The following is an 18,780-nucleotide window of genomic DNA, read 5'->3' as shown; positions in this document are numbered from 1 at the left end:
GCAAGTACTGGGCTTTGATGATTCTGGCCATCTCACCCCGCCATGCCGCCTCGTATCCGCTTCCTGTTCGTCAGGCCAGCGTTTTGCCTCGGGCTTCCTTCAGATCCCCCCTCGCGGGAGACACCCTTGCCGTCGGCTAGCACTTCCCCTTGCCGGGCGTGCAGGGGACTTTCACCCCCAAGTCATTCCGAGACACCACCCTCGGAAATAGCGCCAGTCAGGCGCTGCGCGCCATGCCTGGCGCACCATAAAAAACCGGCCCCTTGGAAGGGGCCGGTTTGGCGTACCTTGGCGGGAGGCCGCTCGAGGATCACTCCTCGGCGGCAGCTTCCTCGGCCTCGACGACCGGACGGTCGACGAGCTCGACGTAGGCCATGGGCGCGTTGTCGCCGGTGCGGAAACCGCACTTGAGGATACGGACGTAACCGCCCGGACGCTCGACGTAACGCGGGCCCAGCTCGTTGAACAGCTTGCCCACCGCTTCCTTCGAGCGGGTGCGGGCGAAAGCCAGACGACGATTGGCGACGCTGTCCTGCTTGGCCAGGGTGATGAGCGGCTCGATGACGCGACGCAGCTCCTTGGCCTTGGGCAGGGTTGTCTTGATGACCTCATGCTCGATCAGCGACACGCTCATGTTCTTGAACATGGCCTGGCGATGCGAGCTGGTCCGATTCAGATGACGACCACTCTTACGATGACGCATGGTTGTGATTCCTTACCAAACTGGGACTCGGGTCGGCGCTCACGCGGAGGCCTTGTCGTCCTTCAGGCTAGCCGGCGGCCAGTTTTCCAGCCGCATGCCCAGGGAAAGACCGCGCGCTGCCAGAACGTCCTTGATCTCGTTCAGGGACTTCTTGCCGAGGTTCGGCGTCTTCAGCAGCTCCACCTCGGTGCGCTGGATCAGATCGCCGATGTAATAGATGTTCTCGGCCTTCAGGCAGTTGGCGCTGCGAACGGTCAACTCGAGATCGTCTACGGGGCGCAGCAGGATCGGATCGATATGATCCTCCTCCTCCTCCACTTCCTGTTCCTTGTCGGCTTCCAGATCGACGAACGCGGCCAGCTGATCCTGCAGGATGGTCGCGCTGCGACGGATCGCCTCTTCGGGATCCAGGGTGCCGTCGGTCTCCAGGCTGATGATCAGCTTGTCGAGGTCGGTGCGCTGTTCGACACGCGCGGCCTCGACGCTGTAGGAGACCCGACGCACGGGGCTGAAGGTCGCATCCAGCTGCAGGCGGCCGATGGCACGAGACTCGTCGTCTGCCCCGATGCGAGCGTCCGCCGGCTCATAGCCGCGGCCGCGTGCCACCTTGAGCTGCATCTTCAGCTCGGCGCCCTCGTTGACGTGGGCGATGACGTGCTCGGGGTTGACGATCTCGACGTCGTGGTCGAGGGCAATGTCACCCGCGGTAACGACGGCCGGGCCCTGCTTGTTCAGCGAGAGCACCGCCTCATCGCGGCTGTGCATCTTGATCGCCACGTCCTTGAGGTTCAGGAGGATCTCGATGACATCTTCCTGGACCCCTTCGATCGCGCTGTACTCGTGATCGACACCGCCGATCTCGACTTCCACCACGGCGCAGCCGGGCATGGACGAGAGCAGGATACGACGCAGTGCGTTGCCCAGGGTGTGGCCGAAGCCACGCTCGAAGGGCTCGAGCACGATCTTCGCGTGATGTGCGCTGATCTCTTCGACCTTGATGTCGCGCGGGCGAAGAAACTCGGTCACTGAACGCTGCATATGTACACCTTTCAGGCTGCCAAACGGATACTCGGTACTCTGAGCCGGCCCCCGCGAGGGGGCCGGGCGCTAGCAGCGCTTACTTGGAGTACAGCTCGACGATCAGGGCCTCGTTGATGTCGGCCGTCAGGTCGCCACGCTCGGGCAGCGCCTTGAACGTGCCTTCCATCTTCTTGGCATCGACCTCGATCCAGGTCACATCACCGCGGTTGGCGGCCAGTGACAGGGCACTCTGGATGCGCGCCTGGTTCTTCGCCTTCTCGCGAACGGAGACCACGTCACCCGGCTTGACCTGGTAGGAAGCCACGTTGACGGTGCGGCCGTTCACGGCGATGGCCTTGTGGCTGACCAGCTGCCGAGCTTCGGAGCGGGTAGAGCCATAGCCCATGCGGTAGACGACGTTGTCCAGTCGGGATTCGAGGAGCTGCAGCAACACTTCGCCGGTCGCGCCCTTGAGACGGGCCGCTTCCTTGTAGTAGTTGCGGAACTGCTTCTCGAGTACGCCATACATGCGGCGCACTTTCTGCTTCTCGCGAAGCTGCAAGCCGTATTCGGAAATACGCTGACGACGCTGGCCGTGCACACCCGGAATCTGCTCGGATTTGCACTTCTTCTCGAAGGGAGTCACACCGCTCTTGAGGAAGAGGTCGGTGCCTTCACGACGAGACAGTTTGCACTTCGGTCCAATATAACGAGCCATGAATCTGTCTCCTTAAACGCGGCGTTTCTTCGGCGGACGGCAGCCATTGTGGGGAATGGGCGTCGCGTCGGTGATGCTCTGCACGCGGAAGCCGGCGGCATTGAGTGCGCGCACGGCGGATTCACGGCCAGGACCGGGGCCCTTGACCAGCACGTCGACGTTTTTCACACCATACTCGGCTGCAGCGGTCGCTGCACGCTCGCTTGCTACTTGAGCAGCGAACGGGGTGCTCTTGCGAGAACCACGAAAACCCGAACCACCGGCAGTTGCCCAGGAAAGAGCATTGCCCTGGCGGTCTGTGATCGTAATGATCGTGTTGTTAAAAGAGGCGTGGATATGCGCAACGGCATCCACTACCTGCTTTTTAACCTTCTTGCGATTGCTACGCGGGTTAGCCATGTTGATGTATCTTCCTGTCTTTACGCCAGAACGTGCGTGTTATTTGCGGATCGGCTTGCGCGGGCCCTTACGGGTACGCGCATTGGTCTTGGTACGCTGACCACGCAGCGGAAGACCACGACGATGACGCAGACCACGGTAGCAACCCAGGTCCATGAGACGCTTGATATTCAGCGTCACATCACGACGAAGGTCACCTTCTACGGTGTACTTGCCGACCTCGGAGCGCAGGGTATCCAGCTCTTCGCTGGACAGATCCTGGATCTTGGTGGTCGGCGCGATGCCGGACGCGGCACAGATGTCCTGTGCACGAGTGCGGCCAATCCCGAAGATATAGGTCAGCGAGATCGCCGCATGCTTGTTGTCCGGGATATTGACGCCTGCAATACGGGCCATCAGCTTACTCCGAAATTTGAGCGGCTTGCTCGTTGGGTCTACTACAAAAGGCGCAACAGCATACCCCTTTCCCCGCGAGAGGGCAAGAGGCATGCCGGCACCCGGTTCAGTACAGCGTCAGGTTCAGCCCTGGCGCTGCTTGTGCCGCGGCTCGGTGCAGATGACGCGCACGGCGCCATTGCGACGAATGATCTTGCAGTTGCGGCACATTTTCTTTACGGAAGCACGAACTTTCATCGTTCCATCTCCAAGGTTGGCTCGCACCGCGAGCCGATCGCTCGCCCCGCGGTGCGCCAATTCACGTGCGGCGCGCCTCAGCGCATGATGCCGCCGCTACCGTAGCCTTTCAGGTTGGACTTCTTCATCACCGACTCGTACTGGTGCGACATGAGGTGCGACTGCACCTGGGCCATGAAGTCCATGATGACCACCACGATGATCAGCAGCGCGGTACCGCCGAAGAAGAACGGCACGTTCCACGCCACGATCAGGAACTGGGGCATCAGGGAAACCGCAGTGATGTACAAGGCGCCGAACAGGGTCAGACGGGTCATGACCTTGTCGACGTAGCGAGCGGTCTGCTCGCCCGGACGAATCCCCGGCAGGAAGGCACCCGACTTCTTGAGGTTGTCGGCGACGTCCTTGGGATTGAAGACCAGCGCTGTGTAAAAGAAGCAGAAGAATACCACCGCCGCGGCGAAAAGCAAGATGTGCAGGGGCTGCCCCGGCCCGAGGGCCTGGGAAGCACGCTGCAGCCACTCGAGGCCGTCGCCGGCACCCACCCACTGACCCAGCGAGGCCGGGAACAGCAGGATGCTGGAGGCGAAGATCGGCGGAATGACGCCCGCCATGTTCACCTTCAGCGGCAGGTAGCTGCTCTGGCCGGCGTACATCTTGTTGCCGACCTGACGACGCGGGTAGTTCACGGTGATGCGACGCTGGCCGCGCTCGATGAACACCACGAAGGCCACGGTGGCGACACCCAGCACGGAGAGTGCCAGCAGCGGCAGCACGTTCCAGGCGCCCTCGTTGCGAGCCAGCTCGAAGGCCTGGCCCACGGCACCCGGAAGGCCCGCGACGATGCCGGCGAAGATCAGCAGCGAGATGCCGTTGCCGATCCCCTTCTCGGTGATCTGCTCGCCGAGCCACATCAGGAACACCGCACCACACACGAAGGTGACGATGGCGGTGAAATAGAAGCTGAAGTCGGCCGTGTAGGCGATACCCTGGCTGGCCAGGCCCACCGACATGCCGGTGCCCTGGACCAGGGCGAGCAGCACGGTACCGTAGCGGGTGTACTGGCTTATCTTGCGACGACCGGCCTCGCCTTCCTTCTTGAGCTGCTCAAGATGGGGCGAGACCGCGGTCAGCAGCTGCATGATGATCGACGCCGAGATGTAGGGCATGATGCCCAGCGCCATGATGCTCATGCGCTCCAGGGCGCCACCCGAGAACATGTTGAACATGCCCAGGATGGTGCCCTGCTGCTCCCTGAACAAGGCAGCAAGCTGGTCAGGATTCATACCGGGCACGGGGATGTGGGCACCGATCCGGTACACCACGATGGCGAGGAGCACGAAGCGCAGACGCGCCCACAGTTCACCCAGACCGCTGCCCATCGCCGGCACTTTTCCTGACTTGGCCATTTAGTCCTCTACCTTGCCACCGGCGGCTTCGATCGCAGCACGGGCACCCTTGGTGACCTTGATGCCGCGGACGGTAACCGCCTTGTTCAGTTCGCCGGAGAGGATCACCTTCGCGTGCAGCGTGGCGTCCTTCAGCACGTTGGCCTGCTTCAGGGTCTCGAGGGTGACCTCGTCACCGGCGACCTTGGCGAGCTCGCCCAGGCGCACTTCTTCGGAGACCAGCGACTTCATGGAGGTGAAGCCGAACTTCGGCAGACGACGCTGCAGCGGCATCTGACCGCCCTCGAAGCCGGGCTTGACGCTGCCGCCGCTGCGCGACTTCTGGCCCTTGTGGCCGCGGCCACCGGTCTTGCCCAGACCGGAGCCGATGCCACGACCGACGCGCTTCTCGGCGTGCTTGGAACCCGGTGCCGGGCTCAGGCTATTGAGTTTCATGGATTACTCTCCCTCAACGCGCACAAGGTAGTTGACCTTGTGGATCATGCCGCGTACGGCAGGGGTGTCTTCCAGTTCAACCGTGTGACCGATGCGGCGCAGCCCGAGGCCCTTCATGGTGGCCTTGTGCTTGGGCAGGATGCCGATGGTACTGCGGGTCTGGGTAACCTTGAGTGTTGCTGCCATGGTATTTACCCCGTGATCGCTTCGACAGACAGACCGCGCTTGGCGGCGATGTCTTCCGGCGCTTGCATGGCAGTCAGGCCCTTGACGGTAGCCCGCACCACGTTCACCGGATTGGTGGAACCGTAGCACTTGGCCAGGACGTCGTGGACGCCTGCCAGCTCGAGCACGGAGCGCATGGCGCCGCCGGCGATGATGCCGGTACCCTCGGAAGCCGGCTGCATGTACACCTTGGAGGCGCCGTGACGGGCCTTGACCGGGTACTGCAGGGTAGTGCCTGCGAGGTTGACCTTGACCATGTTGCGGCGAGCCTGGTCCATCGCCTTCTGGATCGCGACCGGCACTTCACGCGCCTTGCCGCGACCGAAGCCGACACGGCCCTTGCCGTCGCCCACGACGGTCAGGGCGGTGAAACCGAAGATACGGCCACCCTTGACCACCTTGGCGACACGGTTGACCTGGACCAGTTTCTCCTGGAGGTCGCCGCTTTGCTGTTCGTTCTTCGCCATCGTAAAACCCTTTAGAATTCCAGGCCGCCTTCACGAGCGGCGTCGGCCAGAGCCTTCACGCGGCCATGGTACTTGAAGCCGGCACGATCGAAGGCCACCTGGGTGATGCCTGCTTCCTTAGCGCGCTCGGCAATCAGGGCGCCCACCTTGGCGGCGGCGTCAGCATTGCCGGTTGCACCCTCACGCAGGGCCTTGTCCAGCGTGGAAGCGCTGGCCAGGACCTTGCCACCATCCGGCGAGATAATCTGCGCGTAGATGTGACGGGGGGTACGGTTGACGCACAGGCGATACACGCCCAGCTCGCGGATCTTGGCGCGAGCGCGGCGGGCACGACGGAGACGAGATTCTTTCTTCGCGTTCATAACCCTGCCTTACTTCTTCTTGGCTTCTTTGCGACGCACCTGCTCGTCGGCGTACCGGACACCCTTGCCCTTGTAGGGCTCAGGCGGACGGAAGGCGCGGATTTCCGCTGCAGCGTGGCCGAGCTTCTGCTTGTCCGCGCTCTTCAGCACGATCTGGGTGTTCTTGGGCGTTTCCGCCGTGACACCCTCAGGCAGCGTGTAATCGACCGGGTGCGAGAAGCCCAGTGACAGATTGAGCGTCTGGCCCTTGGCCTGGGCACGATAACCGACGCCGATGATTTCGAGGGTCTTGGTGAAGCCTTCGCTCACGCCGGTGACCAGGTTCTGAACCAGGGCACGGGTGGTGCCGGCCATGGCCCAGCTCTTGGCGGACTCGCTCGGCGTGAAGGTCAGCTGACCCTCTTCCTGACCGATCACCACATCGGGATGAATGGTCAGTGACAGTGTGCCCTGGCCGCCCTTGGCGGTCAGCTGGTTACCGTCGAGCTTGATCTCGACGCCAGCGGGCACTTTTACCGGATATTTGGCTACGCGGGACATTCCAAACTCCTAGAATACGGTGCAGATGACTTCGCCACCGACACCGGCCTTGCGAGCCGCGCGATCGGTCATCACACCCTGAGAGGTAGTGACAATCGCGATTCCCAGGCCATCGGCGACCTTCGGCAGCTCGCCCTTGCCCTTGTACTGACGCAGGGACGGCTTGGACACGCGCTGCAGATGCTCGATGACCGGCTTGCCCTCGAAGTACTTGAGGGTAACGGTCAGTTCGGGCTTGGCGCTCTCGGTCACCGCGAAGTCGGTGATGTAACCCTCGTCCTTCAGCACGCGGGCCACCTCGATCTTCAGCTTGGAGGACGGCATGGTGACCGTCTCCTTGGTGGCCATCTGCGCATTGCGGATACGGGTAAACATATCCGCCAGAGTGTCTTGCATGCTCATTTACATTGCGCTCCTGATATCTCTACGTGGCGTTACCAGCTGGACTTCTTCAGTCCGGGTACGTCGCCACGCATGGCGGCTTCACGCAGCTTGTTGCGGCCGAGGCCGAACTTGTTGTAGTAGCCGTGCGGACGGCCAGTGATGCGGCAGCGGTTGCGCTGACGCACCGGGCTGGAGTCACGCGGCAGCTGCTGCAGCTTCAGCGTTGCCTCGAAGCGCTCTTCATCGGAAGCGTTGACATCCTGGATGATCGCCTTCAGCGCGGCGCGCTTGGCGGCGAATTTCGCCACCAGCTGGGTGCGCTTGAGCTCACGCTCAATCATGCTCTTCTTTGCCATGGTCCCACCCCTTATTTCTTGAACGGGAAGTTCAGCGCGCTCAGCAGCGCACGACCTTCTTCATCGGTGTTGGCGGTGGTGGTGATGGTGACATCCAGACCACGGATCCGATCGATCTTATCATACTCGATCTCCGGGAAGATGATCTGCTCACGCACCCCCATGGAGTAGTTGCCACGACCGTCGAAGGACTTCGGGTTGAGACCACGGAAGTCACGAACGCGGGGGATCGCGATATTCACCAGGCGATCGAGGAAGTCCCACATGCGCTCGGAGCGCAGGGTTACCTTGATCCCGATCGGCCAGCCTTCACGCACCTTGAAGCCCGCGATGGACTTGCGCGCCTTGGTCACCATCGGCTTCTGACCGGAGAGCTTCTCCAGGTCACCGATGGCATTCTCGATCAGCTTCTTGTCGCTGGTCGCTTCGCCGATGCCCATGTTCAGAGTCACCTTGGTGATCCGTGGCACCTGCATCACGTTGGCGTAGCTGAACTGCTCTTTGAGTTGAGCCACCACCTCGTTCTGATAACGTTCTTTCAAGTTCGCCATTTTGCTACCCGACTCGCGTTAGGCGTCGATCTGCGTCTGCGTCGACTTGTAGATACGTACCTTGGTACCGTCTTCCTGAACCTGGAAGCCGACGCGATCCGCCTTACCGGTCTCCTGGTTGAAGATGGCTACGTTGGACGCGTGAATCGGAGCCTCGCGCTCGACGATACCGCCCTGATTGCCCGCCATGGGGTTGGGCTTGGTGTGACGCTTGATCATGTTCACACCGGACACGACAAAGCGGTCGTCCTTGAGGACGCGTTTGACGGTGCCACGCTTGCCCTTGTCCTTGCCGGCGATGACGATCACTTCATCGTCACGTTTGATTTTTTGCATATCCGCCTCGCTCCTTACAGCACTTCAGGCGCCAAGGAAATGATCTTCATGAACTTCTCAGTACGAAGTTCACGGGTCACCGGCCCGAAGATACGGGTACCGATCGGCTGTTCGTTGGTGTTGTTCAACAGAACTGCCGCATTTCCGTCGAAGCGGATCAGCGAACCGTCGGGACGACGGACGCCGCTACGGGTGCGAACCACCACCGCCTTGAGGACCTGGCCTTTCTTGACCTTGCCACGCGGAATGGCTTCCTTCACCGTGACCTTGATGATATCGCCAACGTGGGCGTAGCGACGGTGTGAACCGCCCAGCACCTTGATGCACTGCACCCGGCGCGCCCCGCTGTTGTCGGCGACATCCAGCATTGTCTGAGTCTGAATCATCGGTTTTCTCCAAACCTAATCTGACTGCACTGGTTTGACAGGCGTGAGCCGATCAGCCCTTGGCCTGCTCGACCACCTCGACCAGCTTCCAGGACTTGGTCTTGGACAGCGGACGGCACTCCTGGATGGAGACCGTGTCGCCTGCCTTCGCCTGGTTCGCCTCGTCATGGGCGTGCAGCTTGGTGGAGCGCTTGACGTACTTGCCGTAGATCGGGTGACGCACGCGGCGCTCGATCATCACGACGATGGACTTGTCCATCTTGTCGCTCACCACCTTGCCGGTGAGCGTACGAGCTTTCTTCTCTTCGGCCATCTCAGTCACCTGCCTTCTCGTTGAGCACAGTCTTCACCCGGGCGATGTCCCGACGAACCTGCTTGAGCAGATGAGTCTGGCTGAGCTGACCGGTGGCCTTCTGCATGCGCAGGTTGAACTGCTCGCGGAGGAGTTCGAGGAGCTGACCTTTCAGCTCGTCGACTGACTTTTCACGGATTTCCTGGGCTTTCATCACATCACCGTCCGTTTCACAAAGGTGGTGGATACGGGCATCTTTTGCGCGGCGAGAGTGAAGGCCTCGCGGGCCAGCTCTTCGGACACGCCTTCGATTTCATACAGGACCCGGCCCGGCTGGATCTGCGCGACCCAATACTCGACGGAACCCTTACCCTTACCCATACGGACTTCGAGTGGCTTCTTGGAAATCGGCTTGTCCGGGAACACGCGGATCCAGATCTTGCCGCCACGCTTGACGTGACGGGTAATCGCGCGACGGCCGGCTTCGATCTGGCGCGCAGTAATGCGGCCACGACCGGTAGCCTTCAGGCCGTATTCCCCGAAGCTGATCTTGCTTCCGCGATGCGCCAGGCCACGGTTACGGCCTTTCTGCATCTTGCGGAATTTCATACGCTTGGGTTGTAACATCGACTCGCTCTCCCCTTACCTGGAACCTTTCTTCTTGGAGGGCGCGGCCTGAGGCTGCTTCGCCTTGGCGCGTACCTCTTCGATGCCCCCGAGGATCTCACCCTTGAAGACCCACACCTTGACACCGATGATGCCGTAGGTGGTCTTGGCCTCGAAGGTGGCGTAGTCGATGTCCGCACGCAGGGTATGCAGCGGAACACGACCTTCCCGGTACCACTCGGTGCGCGCGATCTCGGCGCCACCCAGGCGACCGGAGAGCTGCACCTTGATGCCGCCAGCGCCCAGGCGCATGGCGTTCTGTACCGCGCGCTTCATGGCGCGACGGAACATGACGCGACGCTCGAGCTGGCCAGCGATGTTCTGGGCCACGAGCATGGCGTCCAGCTCGGGCTTACGAACTTCTTCGATGTTGACGTGAACAGGCACGCCCATCATCTGGGTAACCTCACGACGCAGGCGATCGACATCCTCGCCCTTCTTGCCAATCACGATGCCCGGGCGGGCGGTGTGAATGGTGATGCGTGCGTTGTTGGCCGGACGCTCGATGGTGATGCGGCTCACGGAGGCGTTCTTCAGACGCTCTTCCAGGAAGCGGCGCACTTCGAGGTCGTTGTTCAGCTTGTCGGCATAGGCGCCGCGCTCGGCATACCAGACCGAGGTATGGTCCTTGACGATGCCCAGGCGAATGCCCGTCGGATTGACTTTCTGACCCATCTGGTCGACTCCTACTTCTCGGCTACCTTGACGGTGATGTGGCAGGTGCGCTTCAAGATACGATCCGCGCGGCCCTTGGCACGCGGCTTGATACGCTTGAGCGTCATGCCCTCATCGACGCAGATGGTCGAGACACGCAGCTCGTCGATATCCATGCCGTTGTTTTCTTCCGCATTCGCGATGGCGGACTGCAGCACCTTCTTGACCAGCTTGGCAGCCTTCTTCGGTGAGAAGGTCAGCAGGTCGAGCGCCTCGGCGACCGGCTTACCGCGCACCTGGTCAGCCACCAAACGGGCCTTCTGGGCGGATAAACGAGCGCCACGCAGCTTAGCTGTGACTTCCATCTCTCAATCCTCTCTGGCTTACCGTTTGGCTTTTTTGTCCGCCGCATGACCGCGATAGGTGCGGGTAGCAGCGAATTCGCCCAGCTTGTGGCCAACCATTTCCTCGGAGACATGCACCGGGACGTGCTGGCGACCGTTATGGACTGCAATGGTGAGCCCGACCATGTTGGGCAGGATCATGGAACGACGCGACCAGGTCTTGATCGGTTTGCGGTCGCTCTTCTCCACTGCAGCCTCAACCTTCTTCAGCAGATGAAGGTCAATAAAGGGACCTTTCTTCAGTGAACGTGGCACAGCCGTTACCTCTTAAAGTGTGTTACTTGGCCTTGCGGCGACGAACGATCAGCTTGTCGGTGCGCTTGTTCTTACGGGTCTTGTGGCCCTTGGTGGGCACACCCCACGGAGTCACCGGGTGACGACCACCGCTGGTGCGGCCTTCACCGCCGCCGTGCGGGTGATCCACCGGGTTCATGGCCACGCCGCGAACGGTCGGACGCACACCTCTCCAGCGCTTCGCACCGGCCTTGCCAAGCTGACGCAGGCTGTGCTCGGAGTTGCTCACTTCGCCCAGGGTCGCGCGGCACTCGCTCAGCACCTTGCGCATCTCGCCGGAGCGCAGACGCAGGGTGGCGTAGTTGCCGTCACGGGCGACCAGCTGGGCGCTGGTGCCGGCGCTGCGAGCGATCTGAGCGCCCTTGCCAGGCTTCAGTTCGACGCAATGCACGGTGGAACCCAGCGGGACGTTACGCAGCGGCAGAGCATTGCCCTGCTTGATGGCCGCGTTCACGCCGGACTCGAGACGGTCACCCGCCTTCACGCCCTTGGGCGCGATGATGTAGCGACGCTCGCCGTCCAGGTACTTCAGCAGCGCGATGTGGGCGCTACGGTTCGGATCGTACTCAAGGCGCTCGACGATGGCCGGAACGCCATCCTTGGTGCGCTTGAAGTCGATGATCCGGTAGTGCTGACGGTGCCCACCGCCCACGTGACGGGTGGTGATGCGACCGTTGTTGTTGCGACCGCCGCTGCGCGACTGCTTCTCGAGCAGGGGCGCGTAGGGCTTGCCCTTGTGCAGGTCTTCACCAACAATCTTGACGACGTGGCGACGGCCGGCGGATGTGGGTTTGGTCTTGACGATTGCCATTATCCGTACTCCTGCCCTTATTCGGCGCCAGAGAAGTCTTCAAGGGTCTCGCCGGCGGCCAGCGTAACGTAGGCCTTGCGATACCCCTTGCGGTGACCCAGACCGTGCGCGGTGCGCTTGGTCTTGCCCTTGACGTTCAGCGTCTGAACGCGGTCGACCTTCTTGCCGAACAGAGCCTCGACGGCCTTCTTGATCTCGGGCTTGGTCGCGTCGCTGGCCACCTTGAACACGTACTGGTTGCGTTCGGCAGCCATAGCGGCCTTCTCGGTCACGTGCGGACCCAGCAGGACCTTGAATACACGCTCCTGGTTCATGCCAGCTTCTCCTCGAATTTGCGCAGGGCGGAGACGGTGACCAGCACCTTGTCGAAGGCGACCAGGCTCACCGGGTCGGCGGCAGCCACGTCCACCACATCCACGTTGGGAATGTTGCGGGCAGCCAGGTAGAGCTTCTCGTCGACTTCCTCGGTGACGATCAGCACCTTCTCGAGACCCAGCTCCTGGAGCTTGGCGACCAGCTGCTTGGTCTTGGGCGCTTCGACGGAGATCTCCTCCACGGCCACCAGACGCTCCTGGCGAACCAGCTCGGAGAGAATGGAACGCATCGCCGCGCGGTACATCTTGCGGTTGACCTTCTGGCTGTGGTCCTGAGGACGAGCCGCGAAGGTCACGCCGCCGCTGCGCCACAGCGGAGAGCGGATGGTGCCGGCGCGAGCGCGACCGGTGCCCTTCTGACGCCACGGCTTCTTGCCGCCACCACGCACGTCGGAACGGTTCTTCTGAGCGCGAGTGCCCTGACGACCACCGGCCAGATAGGCAGTGACGACCTGGTGTACGAGCGCTTCATTGAATTCTTTGCCAAAGGTGGTGTCGGACACTTCGACGGTGCCGGCGCCGGCAGCAAGATTCAGATTCATCGGTGATTTCCCCTTCAGCCAGCTTTCACGGCGCTGCGCACGATGACGTCACTACCGGTGGCACCGGGCACGGCGCCCTTGACCAGCAGCAGATTACGTTCGGCATCGACACGCACGACTTCGAGGCTCTGGACGGTGCAACGGACGTTGCCCATCTGGCCGGCCATCTTCTTGCCTTTGAACACGCGGCCCGGCGTCTGACACATGCCGATGGAGCCCGGTGCGCGGTGGGACAGGGAGTTGCCGTGGCTGTTGTCCTGGGTGCGGAAGTTCCAGCGCTTGATAGCGCCCTGGAAGCCCTTGCCCTTGGAGGTGCCGGTCACGTCGATCTTCTGACCAGCTTCGAAGAGGGATACGGTGAGTTCGCCGCCCACTTCCGGAGCTTCTTCGCCTGTAGCCAGGCGGAACTCCATCAGCGAACGACCGGCCTCCACACCCGCCTTGGCGTACTGACCCGCCTGGGCTTTGGTAAGGTGCTTGGCCTTGCGAGAACCGGCTGTCACCTGAATCGCTGCGTAGCCGTCGGACTCGACGGTCTTGACGCGAGTGATGCGGTTGGGTGCAACCTCGATCACGGTTACGGGCACAGAAGCGCCATCCTCGGTAAAGACGCGGGTCATCCCGGCCTTCTTACCGACTAAACCGATAGTCATACTCAGTCTCCTTTAGTGTACGGGGCTATCACCCGCTATGGCTGCCCTTTCCAGAGCATTCCACTAGCACGTTGTATGGCGCCTCACGGCGCGGCGGCTGCTGCTCATACCCGCCTTTGTGCAGAGGCGATGAGCGCTGGGCCGCGAGTGTCTAGTGTGGAATTAGTCGAGCTTGATCTGCACATCCACGCCGGCGGCGAGGTCGAGCTTCATCAGGGCATCAACGGTCTTTTCCGTGGGCTCGACGATGTCGAGTACACGCTTGTGAGTACGAATCTCGTACTGATCGCGCGCGTCCTTGTTGACGTGCGGCGAGATCAGCACGGTGTACCGCTCGCGGTTGGTCGGCAGGGGAATCGGACCACGAACCTGGGCGCCGGTACGCTTGGCGGTCTCAACGATCTCCGCGGCGGACTGGTCGATCAGGCGATGGTCGAAGGCCTTCAACCGAATGCGAATCTTCTGGTTCTGCATTAGCCCTTAACTCCAATGGATCTCGACGGCGCGAGCCGTCTACCCACGCATTCAAAGGATGCGCATTATAGGTGCGCCGCGGATGAGTGTCAAACACTCTCCGCGGTGCGCAGAAAGGGGGCCCCGCGAGGAGCCCCCTTCGATCATCGAGAAGCCGAGACTTACTGGATGATCTTGGACACGACGCCGGCGCCGACGGTCCGGCCGCCTTCACGGATGGCGAAGCGCAGACCTTCGTCCATGGCGATCGGGGCGATCAGGGTGATAACCATCTTGACGTTGTCGCCCGGCATCACCATCTCGACGCCTTCCGGCAGCTCACAGGTACCGGTGACATCGGTGGTACGGAAGTAGAACTGCGGACGGTAGCCCTTGAAGAAGGGAGTGTGACGACCACCCTCTTCCTTGGAGAGCACGTAGACCTCGGCTTCGAAGACGGTGTGCGGCTTGATGGTGCCCGGCTTGGCCAGCACCTGGCCACGCTCGACCTCGTCACGCTTGGTGCCGCGCAGCAGGGCGCCGACGTTCTCACCGGCACGACCTTCGTCGAGCAGCTTGCGGAACATCTCGACACCAGTAACGGTGGTCTTGGTGGTGTCACGGATACCGACGATCTCGACCTCTTCGCCGGCCCTGACGATGCCGCGCTCGATACGACCGGTCACCACGGTGCCGCGACCAGAGATGGAGAAGACGTCCTCGATCGGCATCAGGAACGGCTGGTCGATGGCACGCTCCGGCTCCGGGATGTAGTCGTCCAGGGCCTTGATCAGGTTGGCAACGGCGGTGGTGCCCATGCCGTTGTCGTCCTTACCTTCCAGGGCCATCAGGGCGGAGCCGGTAATGATCGGGGTGTCGTCGCCCGGGAAGTCGTACTCGTTCAGCAGCTCGCGCACTTCCATCTCGACCAGCTCGAGCAGCTCTTCGTCGTCGACCATGTCGGCCTTGTTCAGGAACACGACGATGTACGGAACGCCAACCTGACGAGACAGCAGGATGTGCTCGCGGGTCTGCGGCATGGGGCCGTCAGCGGCGGACACGACCAGGATCGCGCCGTCCATCTGGGCAGCACCGGTGATCATGTTCTTGACGTAGTCGGCGTGCCCCGGGCAGTCGACGTGGGCGTAGTGACGCTTCTCGGACTGGTACTCCACGTGAGAGGTGGCGATGGTGATGCCGCGCTCACGCTCTTCCGGGGCGTTGTCGATGGAGTCGAACTGACGCCATTCGCCACCGAACACCTCGGCGGAGACGCGAGTCAGGGCCGCAGTCAGAGTGGTCTTGCCGTGGTCGACGTGACCGATGGTGCCGACGTTGACGTGCGGTTTGGAACGCTCAAATTTTTCCTTAGCCACTGCTATAACCTCTTTACGTTAGCTAACGGTTACCCGTTTTGGTTGATGACGGCTTCAACGACGCTGGACGGCGCCTCTTCGTAATCCGCAAACTCCATAACGTAGCTTGCGCGGCCCTGGGTCTGAGAACGCAGATCGGTCGCGTAACCGAACATCTCAGCCAACGGAACCCGAGCGCGGATAATCTTGCCCATGGGCGAGTCCTCCATGCCCTGCACCAGACCGCGACGGCGGTTCAGATCGCCCATGACGTCACCCATGTAATCCTCAGGGGTCACGACCTCGACCTTCATCACCGGCTCCAGCAGCACGGGCTTGGCCTTCTTGGCGCCTTCCTTGACGGCCATGGACGAAGCGACCTTGAACGCGGTCTCGTTGGAGTCCACGTCGTGGTAGGAACCATCGTACAGCGTAACCTTGACGTCGATCATCGGATAGCCCGCGATGACACCGTTCTGCAGCTGCTCGTAGGCCCCTTTCTCGACGGCCGGCACGTATTCCTTGGGAACCACGCCGCCGACGATCTCGGAGGCGAATTTGAAGTGCAGGTCTTCATCTTCGCCTTTGTCTTCCTTGGTGAGCGGCTCGATGCGCAGCCAGACGTGGCCGTACTGGCCGCGACCGCCGGACTGACGCACGAACTTGCCTTCCTGCTCCACCGTGCCGCGAATGGTCTCGCGGTAGGCGACCTGCGGCTTGCCGATGTTGGCCTCGACCTTGAACTCGCGACGCATGCGGTCGACGATGATATCGAGGTGCAACTCACCCATGCCGGAGATGATGGTCTGACCGGTCTCTTCGTCGGTCTTGACGCGGAAGGAGGGGTCTTCCTGGGCCAGCTTGCCCAGCGCCACGCCCATCTTCTCCTGGTCGGCCTTGGACTTCGGCTCCACGGCGACCGAGATCACCGGATCCGGGAACTCCATGCGCTCCAGGATAATCTTATGCTCCTGGTCGCACAGGGTGTCACCAGTGGTGACGTCCTTGAGGCCGATACAAGCGGCGATGTCGCCGGCACGCACTTCCTTGATCTCCTCGCGGGAGTTGGCGTGCATCTGGACGATACGGCCCACACGCTCCTTCTTCTGCTTGACGGAGTTGTAGACGCTGTCGCCGGAGTTGAGCACGCCGGAGTAGACCCGGATGAAGGTCAGGGTACCGACGAAGGGGTCGGTCGCGATCTTGAACGCCAGGGCCGCGAAGGGCGCGTTGTCGTCCGCCTCGCGGGTGGCGATGGTGCCGCCCTTGTCGTCCAGCTCACCCTCGATGGCCTTGACCTCGGTGGGAGACGGCAGGTACTCGACCACCGCGTCCAGCACCGCCTGCACGCCCTTGTTCTTGAACGCCGAGCCGCAGGTGACCAGCACGATCTCGTTGTTCAGGGTGCGACGACGCAGGCCGGCCTTGATCTCTTCCTTGGTCAGCTCACCGCCTTCCAGGTACTTCTCCATCAGTTCGTCGGACGCCTCGGCGGCGGCCTCGACCATCTGCTCGCGATACTCCTCGGCCTTGGCCTGAAGCTCGGCGGGGATGTCGATGAGCTCATAGGTGGTACCGAGGTCTTCCTCGTTCCACTTGATGGCCTTCATCTCGATCAGGTCGATGACGCCCTTGAAGTCCTCTTCGGTGCCCCAGTTGATCTGGATCGGCACGGCGTTGGCGCCCAGGCGATCCTTGAGCTGCTCGACCACCATGAAGAAGTCGGCACCGGTACGGTCCATCTTGTTGACGAACACTATGCGCGGCACTTCGTACTTGTTGGCCTGACGCCACACGGTCTCGGTCTGCGGCTGAACGCCGGAAGAGCCGCACAGGACCACGACGGCACCGTCGAGTACCCGCAGGGAACGCTCCACCTCGATGGTGAAGTCCACGTGCCCAGGGGTGTCGATGATGTTGATGCGGTGCTCATCGAACTGGTGGTTCATGCCCTTCCAGAAGGTGGTCACGGCAGCGGAGGTGATGGTGATGCCCCGCTCCTGCTCCTGCTCCATCCAGTCGGTGGTAGAGGCGCCTTCGTGAGTCTCGCCCAGCTTGTGGTTGACGCCGGTGTAGAACAGCACGCGCTCGGTCGTGGTGGTCTTGCCGGCATCGACGTGAGCGACGATACCCAAGTTGCGGTAGCGGTTAAGTGGAGTCTTGCGAGCCACGGTGGAACTCCCCGTTGGTTGGCGATGCGTTTAAGGGCACTGCGCTGGTGAGCGCAGCACATCCCCAACGGGGAGGCGCTGCACCCACCACGCCGCACTCAGAAGCGGTAGTGCGAGAAAGCCTTGTTGGCTTCCGCCATGCGGTGCACGTCTTCACGCTTCTTGACCGCGGAGCCCTTGCCTTCGGCGGCGTCCAGCATCTCGCCGGCGAGGCGCTGCACCATGGTCTTCTCGCCACGGCGGCGAGCGGCGTCCACCAGCCAGCGCATGGCCAGCGCCTGGCGGCGAGACGGACGGACCTCCACGGGCACCTGATAGGTCGCGCCACCGACGCGGCGGGACTTCACCTCGACCATCGGCTGGATGGTTTCCAGCGCCTTGTCGAAGATCTCCAGCGGGTCTTCATTACTACGCTCGGCAACCCTGTCCAGCGCACCATAGACGATGCGCTCAGCTACGGACTTCTTCCCGCTGAACATCAGGTGGTTCATGAACTTGGCCAGGCGCTCACTTCCGAACTTGGGATCCGGGAGAATCTCGCGCTTCGCCGCAACTCTTCTTCTAGGCATGATAAGCCCTCTGTGGAAGGGTCCTTCAGGTAAACTCGGAACTCCCGCGCGGCCCTGCTGAGCCCGCGACGCCCGACCTTACTCTTATCAGACCGATATCAATTCTGGGTGTCGTTGCGCACCGAGGCCGATCAGGCCTTGGGACGCTTGGCGCCGTACTTGGAACGGCCCTGCTTGCGGTTCTGCACGCCGGAGGTGTCCAGGGCGCCGCGCACGGTGTGATAGCGCACACCGGGAAGGTCCTTGACGCGACCGCCACGGATCAGGACCACGGAGTGCTCCTGGAGGTTGTGGCCTTCACCGCCGATGTAGGAAGAGACCTCGAAACCGTTGGTCAGGCGCACGCGGCAGACCTTACGCAGGGCCGAGTTCGGCTTCTTCGGGGTGGTGGTGTAGACGCGGGTGCAGACGCCGCGCTTCTGCGGGCAGGCCTGCAGCGCCGGCACGTCGCTCTTGCTGACGGGGCGCTTGCGCGGCTTGCGCACGAGCTGATTGATCGTTGCCATGGGTAGTAGCTGACTCCAATGGGTTGCCTTGGCCTTTTTCAGCGGGTGCGGGCGCACCCACCCCACTGTTAAAGGCTGCGCATTCTAATAGCTGACCCCATGCCCCGTCAAG

At 62.0% G+C, this 18,780-nt stretch carries 32 protein-coding genes; all 32 read right to left on the bottom strand.

The window, feature by feature from the left end:
* Positions 1–310: 310 nt before the first annotated feature.
* On the bottom strand, positions 311–703 hold the full coding sequence (gene rplQ, locus DER72_RS14555; protein ID WP_110070687.1) for a 50S ribosomal protein L17: 393 nt from the start codon (positions 701–703) through the stop codon (positions 311–313).
* A 39-nt stretch (positions 704–742) separates the two neighbouring features.
* Positions 743–1,741 carry a DNA-directed RNA polymerase subunit alpha gene (locus DER72_RS14550; protein ID WP_110070686.1) on the bottom strand — a complete coding sequence of 333 codons (999 nt, stop codon included), beginning with the start codon at positions 1,739–1,741 and terminating at the stop codon, positions 743–745.
* Between the two features lie 79 nt (positions 1,742–1,820).
* Complete coding sequence (gene rpsD / locus DER72_RS14545; RefSeq protein ID WP_110070685.1) at positions 1,821–2,441, bottom strand: 30S ribosomal protein S4; 621 nt, start codon at positions 2,439–2,441, stop codon at positions 1,821–1,823.
* A gap of 12 nt (positions 2,442–2,453) precedes the next feature.
* A complete protein-coding gene (rpsK, locus tag DER72_RS14540) occupies positions 2,454–2,840 on the bottom strand; it encodes a 30S ribosomal protein S11 (RefSeq protein ID WP_013331014.1) in 387 nt (128 codons plus the stop codon).
* A gap of 39 nt (positions 2,841–2,879) precedes the next feature.
* Positions 2,880–3,236 carry a 30S ribosomal protein S13 gene (rpsM, locus tag DER72_RS14535; RefSeq protein ID WP_110070684.1) on the bottom strand — a complete coding sequence of 119 codons (357 nt, stop codon included), beginning with the start codon at positions 3,234–3,236 and terminating at the stop codon, positions 2,880–2,882.
* 123 nt (positions 3,237–3,359) lie between these two features.
* Entirely contained in the window at positions 3,360–3,473 is a 114-nt protein-coding gene (gene rpmJ, locus DER72_RS14530) for a 50S ribosomal protein L36 (RefSeq protein ID WP_031384759.1), read from the bottom strand.
* Positions 3,474–3,550: 77 nt separating this feature from the next.
* The gene (gene secY, locus DER72_RS14525) at positions 3,551–4,882 is read right to left on the bottom strand and encodes a preprotein translocase subunit SecY (protein WP_110070683.1); all 1,332 of its coding nucleotides are present in this window, start codon (positions 4,880–4,882) and stop codon (positions 3,551–3,553) included.
* A complete protein-coding gene (rplO, locus tag DER72_RS14520) occupies positions 4,883–5,317 on the bottom strand; it encodes a 50S ribosomal protein L15 (protein ID WP_110070682.1) in 435 nt (144 codons plus the stop codon).
* A gap of 3 nt (positions 5,318–5,320) precedes the next feature.
* Complete coding sequence (gene rpmD, locus DER72_RS14515) at positions 5,321–5,503, bottom strand: 50S ribosomal protein L30 (protein ID WP_110070681.1); 183 nt, start codon at positions 5,501–5,503, stop codon at positions 5,321–5,323.
* 5 nt (positions 5,504–5,508) lie between these two features.
* Complete coding sequence (gene rpsE / locus DER72_RS14510; RefSeq protein ID WP_110070680.1) at positions 5,509–6,009, bottom strand: 30S ribosomal protein S5; 501 nt, start codon at positions 6,007–6,009, stop codon at positions 5,509–5,511.
* Between the two features lie 11 nt (positions 6,010–6,020).
* Positions 6,021–6,371 (bottom strand): 50S ribosomal protein L18, encoded by a 351-nt coding sequence (gene rplR, locus DER72_RS14505; RefSeq protein WP_023007536.1) that lies wholly within the window; start codon positions 6,369–6,371, stop codon positions 6,021–6,023.
* 9 nt (positions 6,372–6,380) lie between these two features.
* Positions 6,381–6,911, bottom strand: coding sequence for a 50S ribosomal protein L6 (gene rplF / locus DER72_RS14500; protein WP_110070679.1), 531 nt, complete (start codon positions 6,909–6,911; stop codon positions 6,381–6,383).
* 9 nt (positions 6,912–6,920) lie between these two features.
* Positions 6,921–7,313: a 30S ribosomal protein S8 gene (gene rpsH, locus DER72_RS14495; protein WP_110070678.1), complete on the bottom strand. Its 393-nt coding sequence runs from the start codon at positions 7,311–7,313 to the stop codon at positions 6,921–6,923.
* Positions 7,314–7,345: 32 nt separating this feature from the next.
* Positions 7,346–7,651 (bottom strand): 30S ribosomal protein S14, encoded by a 306-nt coding sequence (gene rpsN / locus DER72_RS14490; protein ID WP_110070677.1) that lies wholly within the window; start codon positions 7,649–7,651, stop codon positions 7,346–7,348.
* An 11-nt stretch (positions 7,652–7,662) separates the two neighbouring features.
* Positions 7,663–8,202 carry a 50S ribosomal protein L5 gene (gene rplE, locus DER72_RS14485; RefSeq protein WP_023007540.1) on the bottom strand — a complete coding sequence of 180 codons (540 nt, stop codon included), beginning with the start codon at positions 8,200–8,202 and terminating at the stop codon, positions 7,663–7,665.
* Between the two features lie 18 nt (positions 8,203–8,220).
* Complete coding sequence (gene rplX, locus DER72_RS14480) at positions 8,221–8,538, bottom strand: 50S ribosomal protein L24 (protein WP_023007541.1); 318 nt, start codon at positions 8,536–8,538, stop codon at positions 8,221–8,223.
* A 14-nt stretch (positions 8,539–8,552) separates the two neighbouring features.
* Positions 8,553–8,924 (bottom strand): 50S ribosomal protein L14, encoded by a 372-nt coding sequence (rplN, locus tag DER72_RS14475; protein ID WP_110070676.1) that lies wholly within the window; start codon positions 8,922–8,924, stop codon positions 8,553–8,555.
* Positions 8,925–8,976: 52 nt separating this feature from the next.
* A complete protein-coding gene (gene rpsQ, locus DER72_RS14470) occupies positions 8,977–9,237 on the bottom strand; it encodes a 30S ribosomal protein S17 (protein WP_110070675.1) in 261 nt (86 codons plus the stop codon).
* A gap of 1 nt (position 9,238) precedes the next feature.
* Positions 9,239–9,430 carry a 50S ribosomal protein L29 gene (gene rpmC / locus DER72_RS14465; RefSeq protein ID WP_110070674.1) on the bottom strand — a complete coding sequence of 64 codons (192 nt, stop codon included), beginning with the start codon at positions 9,428–9,430 and terminating at the stop codon, positions 9,239–9,241.
* On the bottom strand, positions 9,430–9,843 hold the full coding sequence (rplP, locus tag DER72_RS14460) for a 50S ribosomal protein L16 (protein WP_110070673.1): 414 nt from the start codon (positions 9,841–9,843) through the stop codon (positions 9,430–9,432). The genes rpmC and rplP overlap by 1 nt, the downstream gene beginning before the upstream one ends.
* Before the next feature lie 15 nt (positions 9,844–9,858).
* On the bottom strand, positions 9,859–10,557 hold the full coding sequence (rpsC, locus tag DER72_RS14455; RefSeq protein ID WP_110070672.1) for a 30S ribosomal protein S3: 699 nt from the start codon (positions 10,555–10,557) through the stop codon (positions 9,859–9,861).
* 11 nt (positions 10,558–10,568) lie between these two features.
* Complete coding sequence (gene rplV / locus DER72_RS14450) at positions 10,569–10,901, bottom strand: 50S ribosomal protein L22 (RefSeq protein ID WP_010626471.1); 333 nt, start codon at positions 10,899–10,901, stop codon at positions 10,569–10,571.
* An 18-nt stretch (positions 10,902–10,919) separates the two neighbouring features.
* Entirely contained in the window at positions 10,920–11,195 is a 276-nt protein-coding gene (gene rpsS / locus DER72_RS14445; RefSeq protein ID WP_008959165.1) for a 30S ribosomal protein S19, read from the bottom strand.
* A gap of 22 nt (positions 11,196–11,217) precedes the next feature.
* Complete coding sequence (gene rplB / locus DER72_RS14440; RefSeq protein WP_110070671.1) at positions 11,218–12,045, bottom strand: 50S ribosomal protein L2; 828 nt, start codon at positions 12,043–12,045, stop codon at positions 11,218–11,220.
* A gap of 17 nt (positions 12,046–12,062) precedes the next feature.
* On the bottom strand, positions 12,063–12,359 hold the full coding sequence (rplW, locus tag DER72_RS14435) for a 50S ribosomal protein L23 (protein WP_110070670.1): 297 nt from the start codon (positions 12,357–12,359) through the stop codon (positions 12,063–12,065).
* Positions 12,356–12,961, bottom strand: a complete 606-nt coding sequence (gene rplD / locus DER72_RS14430; protein WP_110070669.1) for a 50S ribosomal protein L4 — start codon at positions 12,959–12,961, stop codon at positions 12,356–12,358. The genes rplW and rplD overlap by 4 nt, the downstream gene beginning before the upstream one ends.
* 14 nt (positions 12,962–12,975) lie before the next feature.
* Positions 12,976–13,614, bottom strand: a complete 639-nt coding sequence (rplC, locus tag DER72_RS14425; protein WP_110070668.1) for a 50S ribosomal protein L3 — start codon at positions 13,612–13,614, stop codon at positions 12,976–12,978.
* Positions 13,615–13,776: 162 nt separating this feature from the next.
* Positions 13,777–14,088: a 30S ribosomal protein S10 gene (rpsJ, locus tag DER72_RS14420; RefSeq protein ID WP_021819602.1), complete on the bottom strand. Its 312-nt coding sequence runs from the start codon at positions 14,086–14,088 to the stop codon at positions 13,777–13,779.
* A gap of 161 nt (positions 14,089–14,249) precedes the next feature.
* Positions 14,250–15,443 (bottom strand): elongation factor Tu, encoded by a 1,194-nt coding sequence (tuf, locus tag DER72_RS14415; protein ID WP_110070667.1) that lies wholly within the window; start codon positions 15,441–15,443, stop codon positions 14,250–14,252.
* A gap of 29 nt (positions 15,444–15,472) precedes the next feature.
* Positions 15,473–17,593, bottom strand: coding sequence for an elongation factor G (gene fusA, locus DER72_RS14410; protein ID WP_110070666.1), 2,121 nt, complete (start codon positions 17,591–17,593; stop codon positions 15,473–15,475).
* A 98-nt stretch (positions 17,594–17,691) separates the two neighbouring features.
* Positions 17,692–18,162, bottom strand: a complete 471-nt coding sequence (gene rpsG / locus DER72_RS14405; RefSeq protein ID WP_110070665.1) for a 30S ribosomal protein S7 — start codon at positions 18,160–18,162, stop codon at positions 17,692–17,694.
* A 131-nt stretch (positions 18,163–18,293) separates the two neighbouring features.
* Positions 18,294–18,668, bottom strand: a complete 375-nt coding sequence (rpsL, locus tag DER72_RS14400; protein WP_110070664.1) for a 30S ribosomal protein S12 — start codon at positions 18,666–18,668, stop codon at positions 18,294–18,296.
* Between the last annotated feature and the right edge of the window lie 112 nt (positions 18,669–18,780).

This window comes from Halomonas sp. A11-A (assembly GCF_003182195.1).
In the GTDB taxonomy this organism is placed as follows: domain Bacteria; phylum Pseudomonadota; class Gammaproteobacteria; order Pseudomonadales; family Halomonadaceae; genus Halomonas; species Halomonas alkalicola.
Note: the sequence above shows the minus strand (reverse complement) of the source record. Positions and strands in the feature narration are given on the sequence as shown.

Excerpts from the sequence above, each read along its gene's own strand:
- rpsD (WP_110070685.1), bottom strand. The coding sequence starts at position 2,441 with ATGGCTCGTTATATTGGACCGAAGTGCAAACTGTCTCGTCGTGAAGGC.
- rplB (WP_110070671.1), bottom strand. The coding sequence starts at position 12,045 with ATGGCAATCGTCAAGACCAAACCCACATCCGCCGGCCGTCGCCACGTC.
- rpsQ (WP_110070675.1), bottom strand. The coding sequence starts at position 9,237 with ATGGCCGAAGAGAAGAAAGCTCGTACGCTCACCGGCAAGGTGGTGAGC.
- rpsJ (WP_021819602.1), bottom strand. The coding sequence starts at position 14,088 with ATGCAGAACCAGAAGATTCGCATTCGGTTGAAGGCCTTCGACCATCGC.
- rplV (WP_010626471.1), bottom strand. The coding sequence starts at position 10,901 with ATGGAAGTCACAGCTAAGCTGCGTGGCGCTCGTTTATCCGCCCAGAAG.
- rpsN (WP_110070677.1), bottom strand. The coding sequence starts at position 7,651 with ATGGCAAAGAAGAGCATGATTGAGCGTGAGCTCAAGCGCACCCAGCTG.
- rpsL (WP_110070664.1), bottom strand. The coding sequence starts at position 18,668 with ATGGCAACGATCAATCAGCTCGTGCGCAAGCCGCGCAAGCGCCCCGTC.
- rpsE (WP_110070680.1), bottom strand. The coding sequence starts at position 6,009 with ATGGCGAAGAACGAACAGCAAAGCGGCGACCTCCAGGAGAAACTGGTC.
- rplW (WP_110070670.1), bottom strand. The coding sequence starts at position 12,359 with ATGAACCAGGAGCGTGTATTCAAGGTCCTGCTGGGTCCGCACGTGACC.
- secY (WP_110070683.1), bottom strand. The coding sequence starts at position 4,882 with ATGGCCAAGTCAGGAAAAGTGCCGGCGATGGGCAGCGGTCTGGGTGAA.
- DER72_RS14550 (WP_110070686.1), bottom strand. The coding sequence starts at position 1,741 with ATGCAGCGTTCAGTGACCGAGTTTCTTCGCCCGCGCGACATCAAGGTC.
- rplF (WP_110070679.1), bottom strand. The coding sequence starts at position 6,911 with ATGTCCCGCGTAGCCAAATATCCGGTAAAAGTGCCCGCTGGCGTCGAG.
- rpsM (WP_110070684.1), bottom strand. The coding sequence starts at position 3,236 with ATGGCCCGTATTGCAGGCGTCAATATCCCGGACAACAAGCATGCGGCG.
- rplP (WP_110070673.1), bottom strand. The coding sequence starts at position 9,843 with ATGTTACAACCCAAGCGTATGAAATTCCGCAAGATGCAGAAAGGCCGT.
- rpsH (WP_110070678.1), bottom strand. The coding sequence starts at position 7,313 with ATGAGCATGCAAGACACTCTGGCGGATATGTTTACCCGTATCCGCAAT.
- rpsC (WP_110070672.1), bottom strand. The coding sequence starts at position 10,557 with ATGGGTCAGAAAGTCAATCCGACGGGCATTCGCCTGGGCATCGTCAAG.
- rplE (WP_023007540.1), bottom strand. The coding sequence starts at position 8,202 with ATGGCGAACTTGAAAGAACGTTATCAGAACGAGGTGGTGGCTCAACTC.
- rplO (WP_110070682.1), bottom strand. The coding sequence starts at position 5,317 with ATGAAACTCAATAGCCTGAGCCCGGCACCGGGTTCCAAGCACGCCGAG.
- rpsK (WP_013331014.1), bottom strand. The coding sequence starts at position 2,840 with ATGGCTAACCCGCGTAGCAATCGCAAGAAGGTTAAAAAGCAGGTAGTG.
- rpmJ (WP_031384759.1), bottom strand. The coding sequence starts at position 3,473 with ATGAAAGTTCGTGCTTCCGTAAAGAAAATGTGCCGCAACTGCAAGATC.
- rplD (WP_110070669.1), bottom strand. The coding sequence starts at position 12,961 with ATGAATCTGAATCTTGCTGCCGGCGCCGGCACCGTCGAAGTGTCCGAC.
- rpsG (WP_110070665.1), bottom strand. The coding sequence starts at position 18,162 with ATGCCTAGAAGAAGAGTTGCGGCGAAGCGCGAGATTCTCCCGGATCCC.
- rpmD (WP_110070681.1), bottom strand. The coding sequence starts at position 5,503 with ATGGCAGCAACACTCAAGGTTACCCAGACCCGCAGTACCATCGGCATC.
- rplN (WP_110070676.1), bottom strand. The coding sequence starts at position 8,924 with ATGATTCAGACTCAGACAATGCTGGATGTCGCCGACAACAGCGGGGCG.
- rplC (WP_110070668.1), bottom strand. The coding sequence starts at position 13,614 with ATGACTATCGGTTTAGTCGGTAAGAAGGCCGGGATGACCCGCGTCTTT.
- rplQ (WP_110070687.1), bottom strand. The coding sequence starts at position 703 with ATGCGTCATCGTAAGAGTGGTCGTCATCTGAATCGGACCAGCTCGCAT.
- rpmC (WP_110070674.1), bottom strand. The coding sequence starts at position 9,430 with ATGAAAGCCCAGGAAATCCGTGAAAAGTCAGTCGACGAGCTGAAAGGT.
- rplX (WP_023007541.1), bottom strand. The coding sequence starts at position 8,538 with ATGCAAAAAATCAAACGTGACGATGAAGTGATCGTCATCGCCGGCAAG.
- rplR (WP_023007536.1), bottom strand. The coding sequence starts at position 6,371 with ATGAACGCGAAGAAAGAATCTCGTCTCCGTCGTGCCCGCCGCGCTCGC.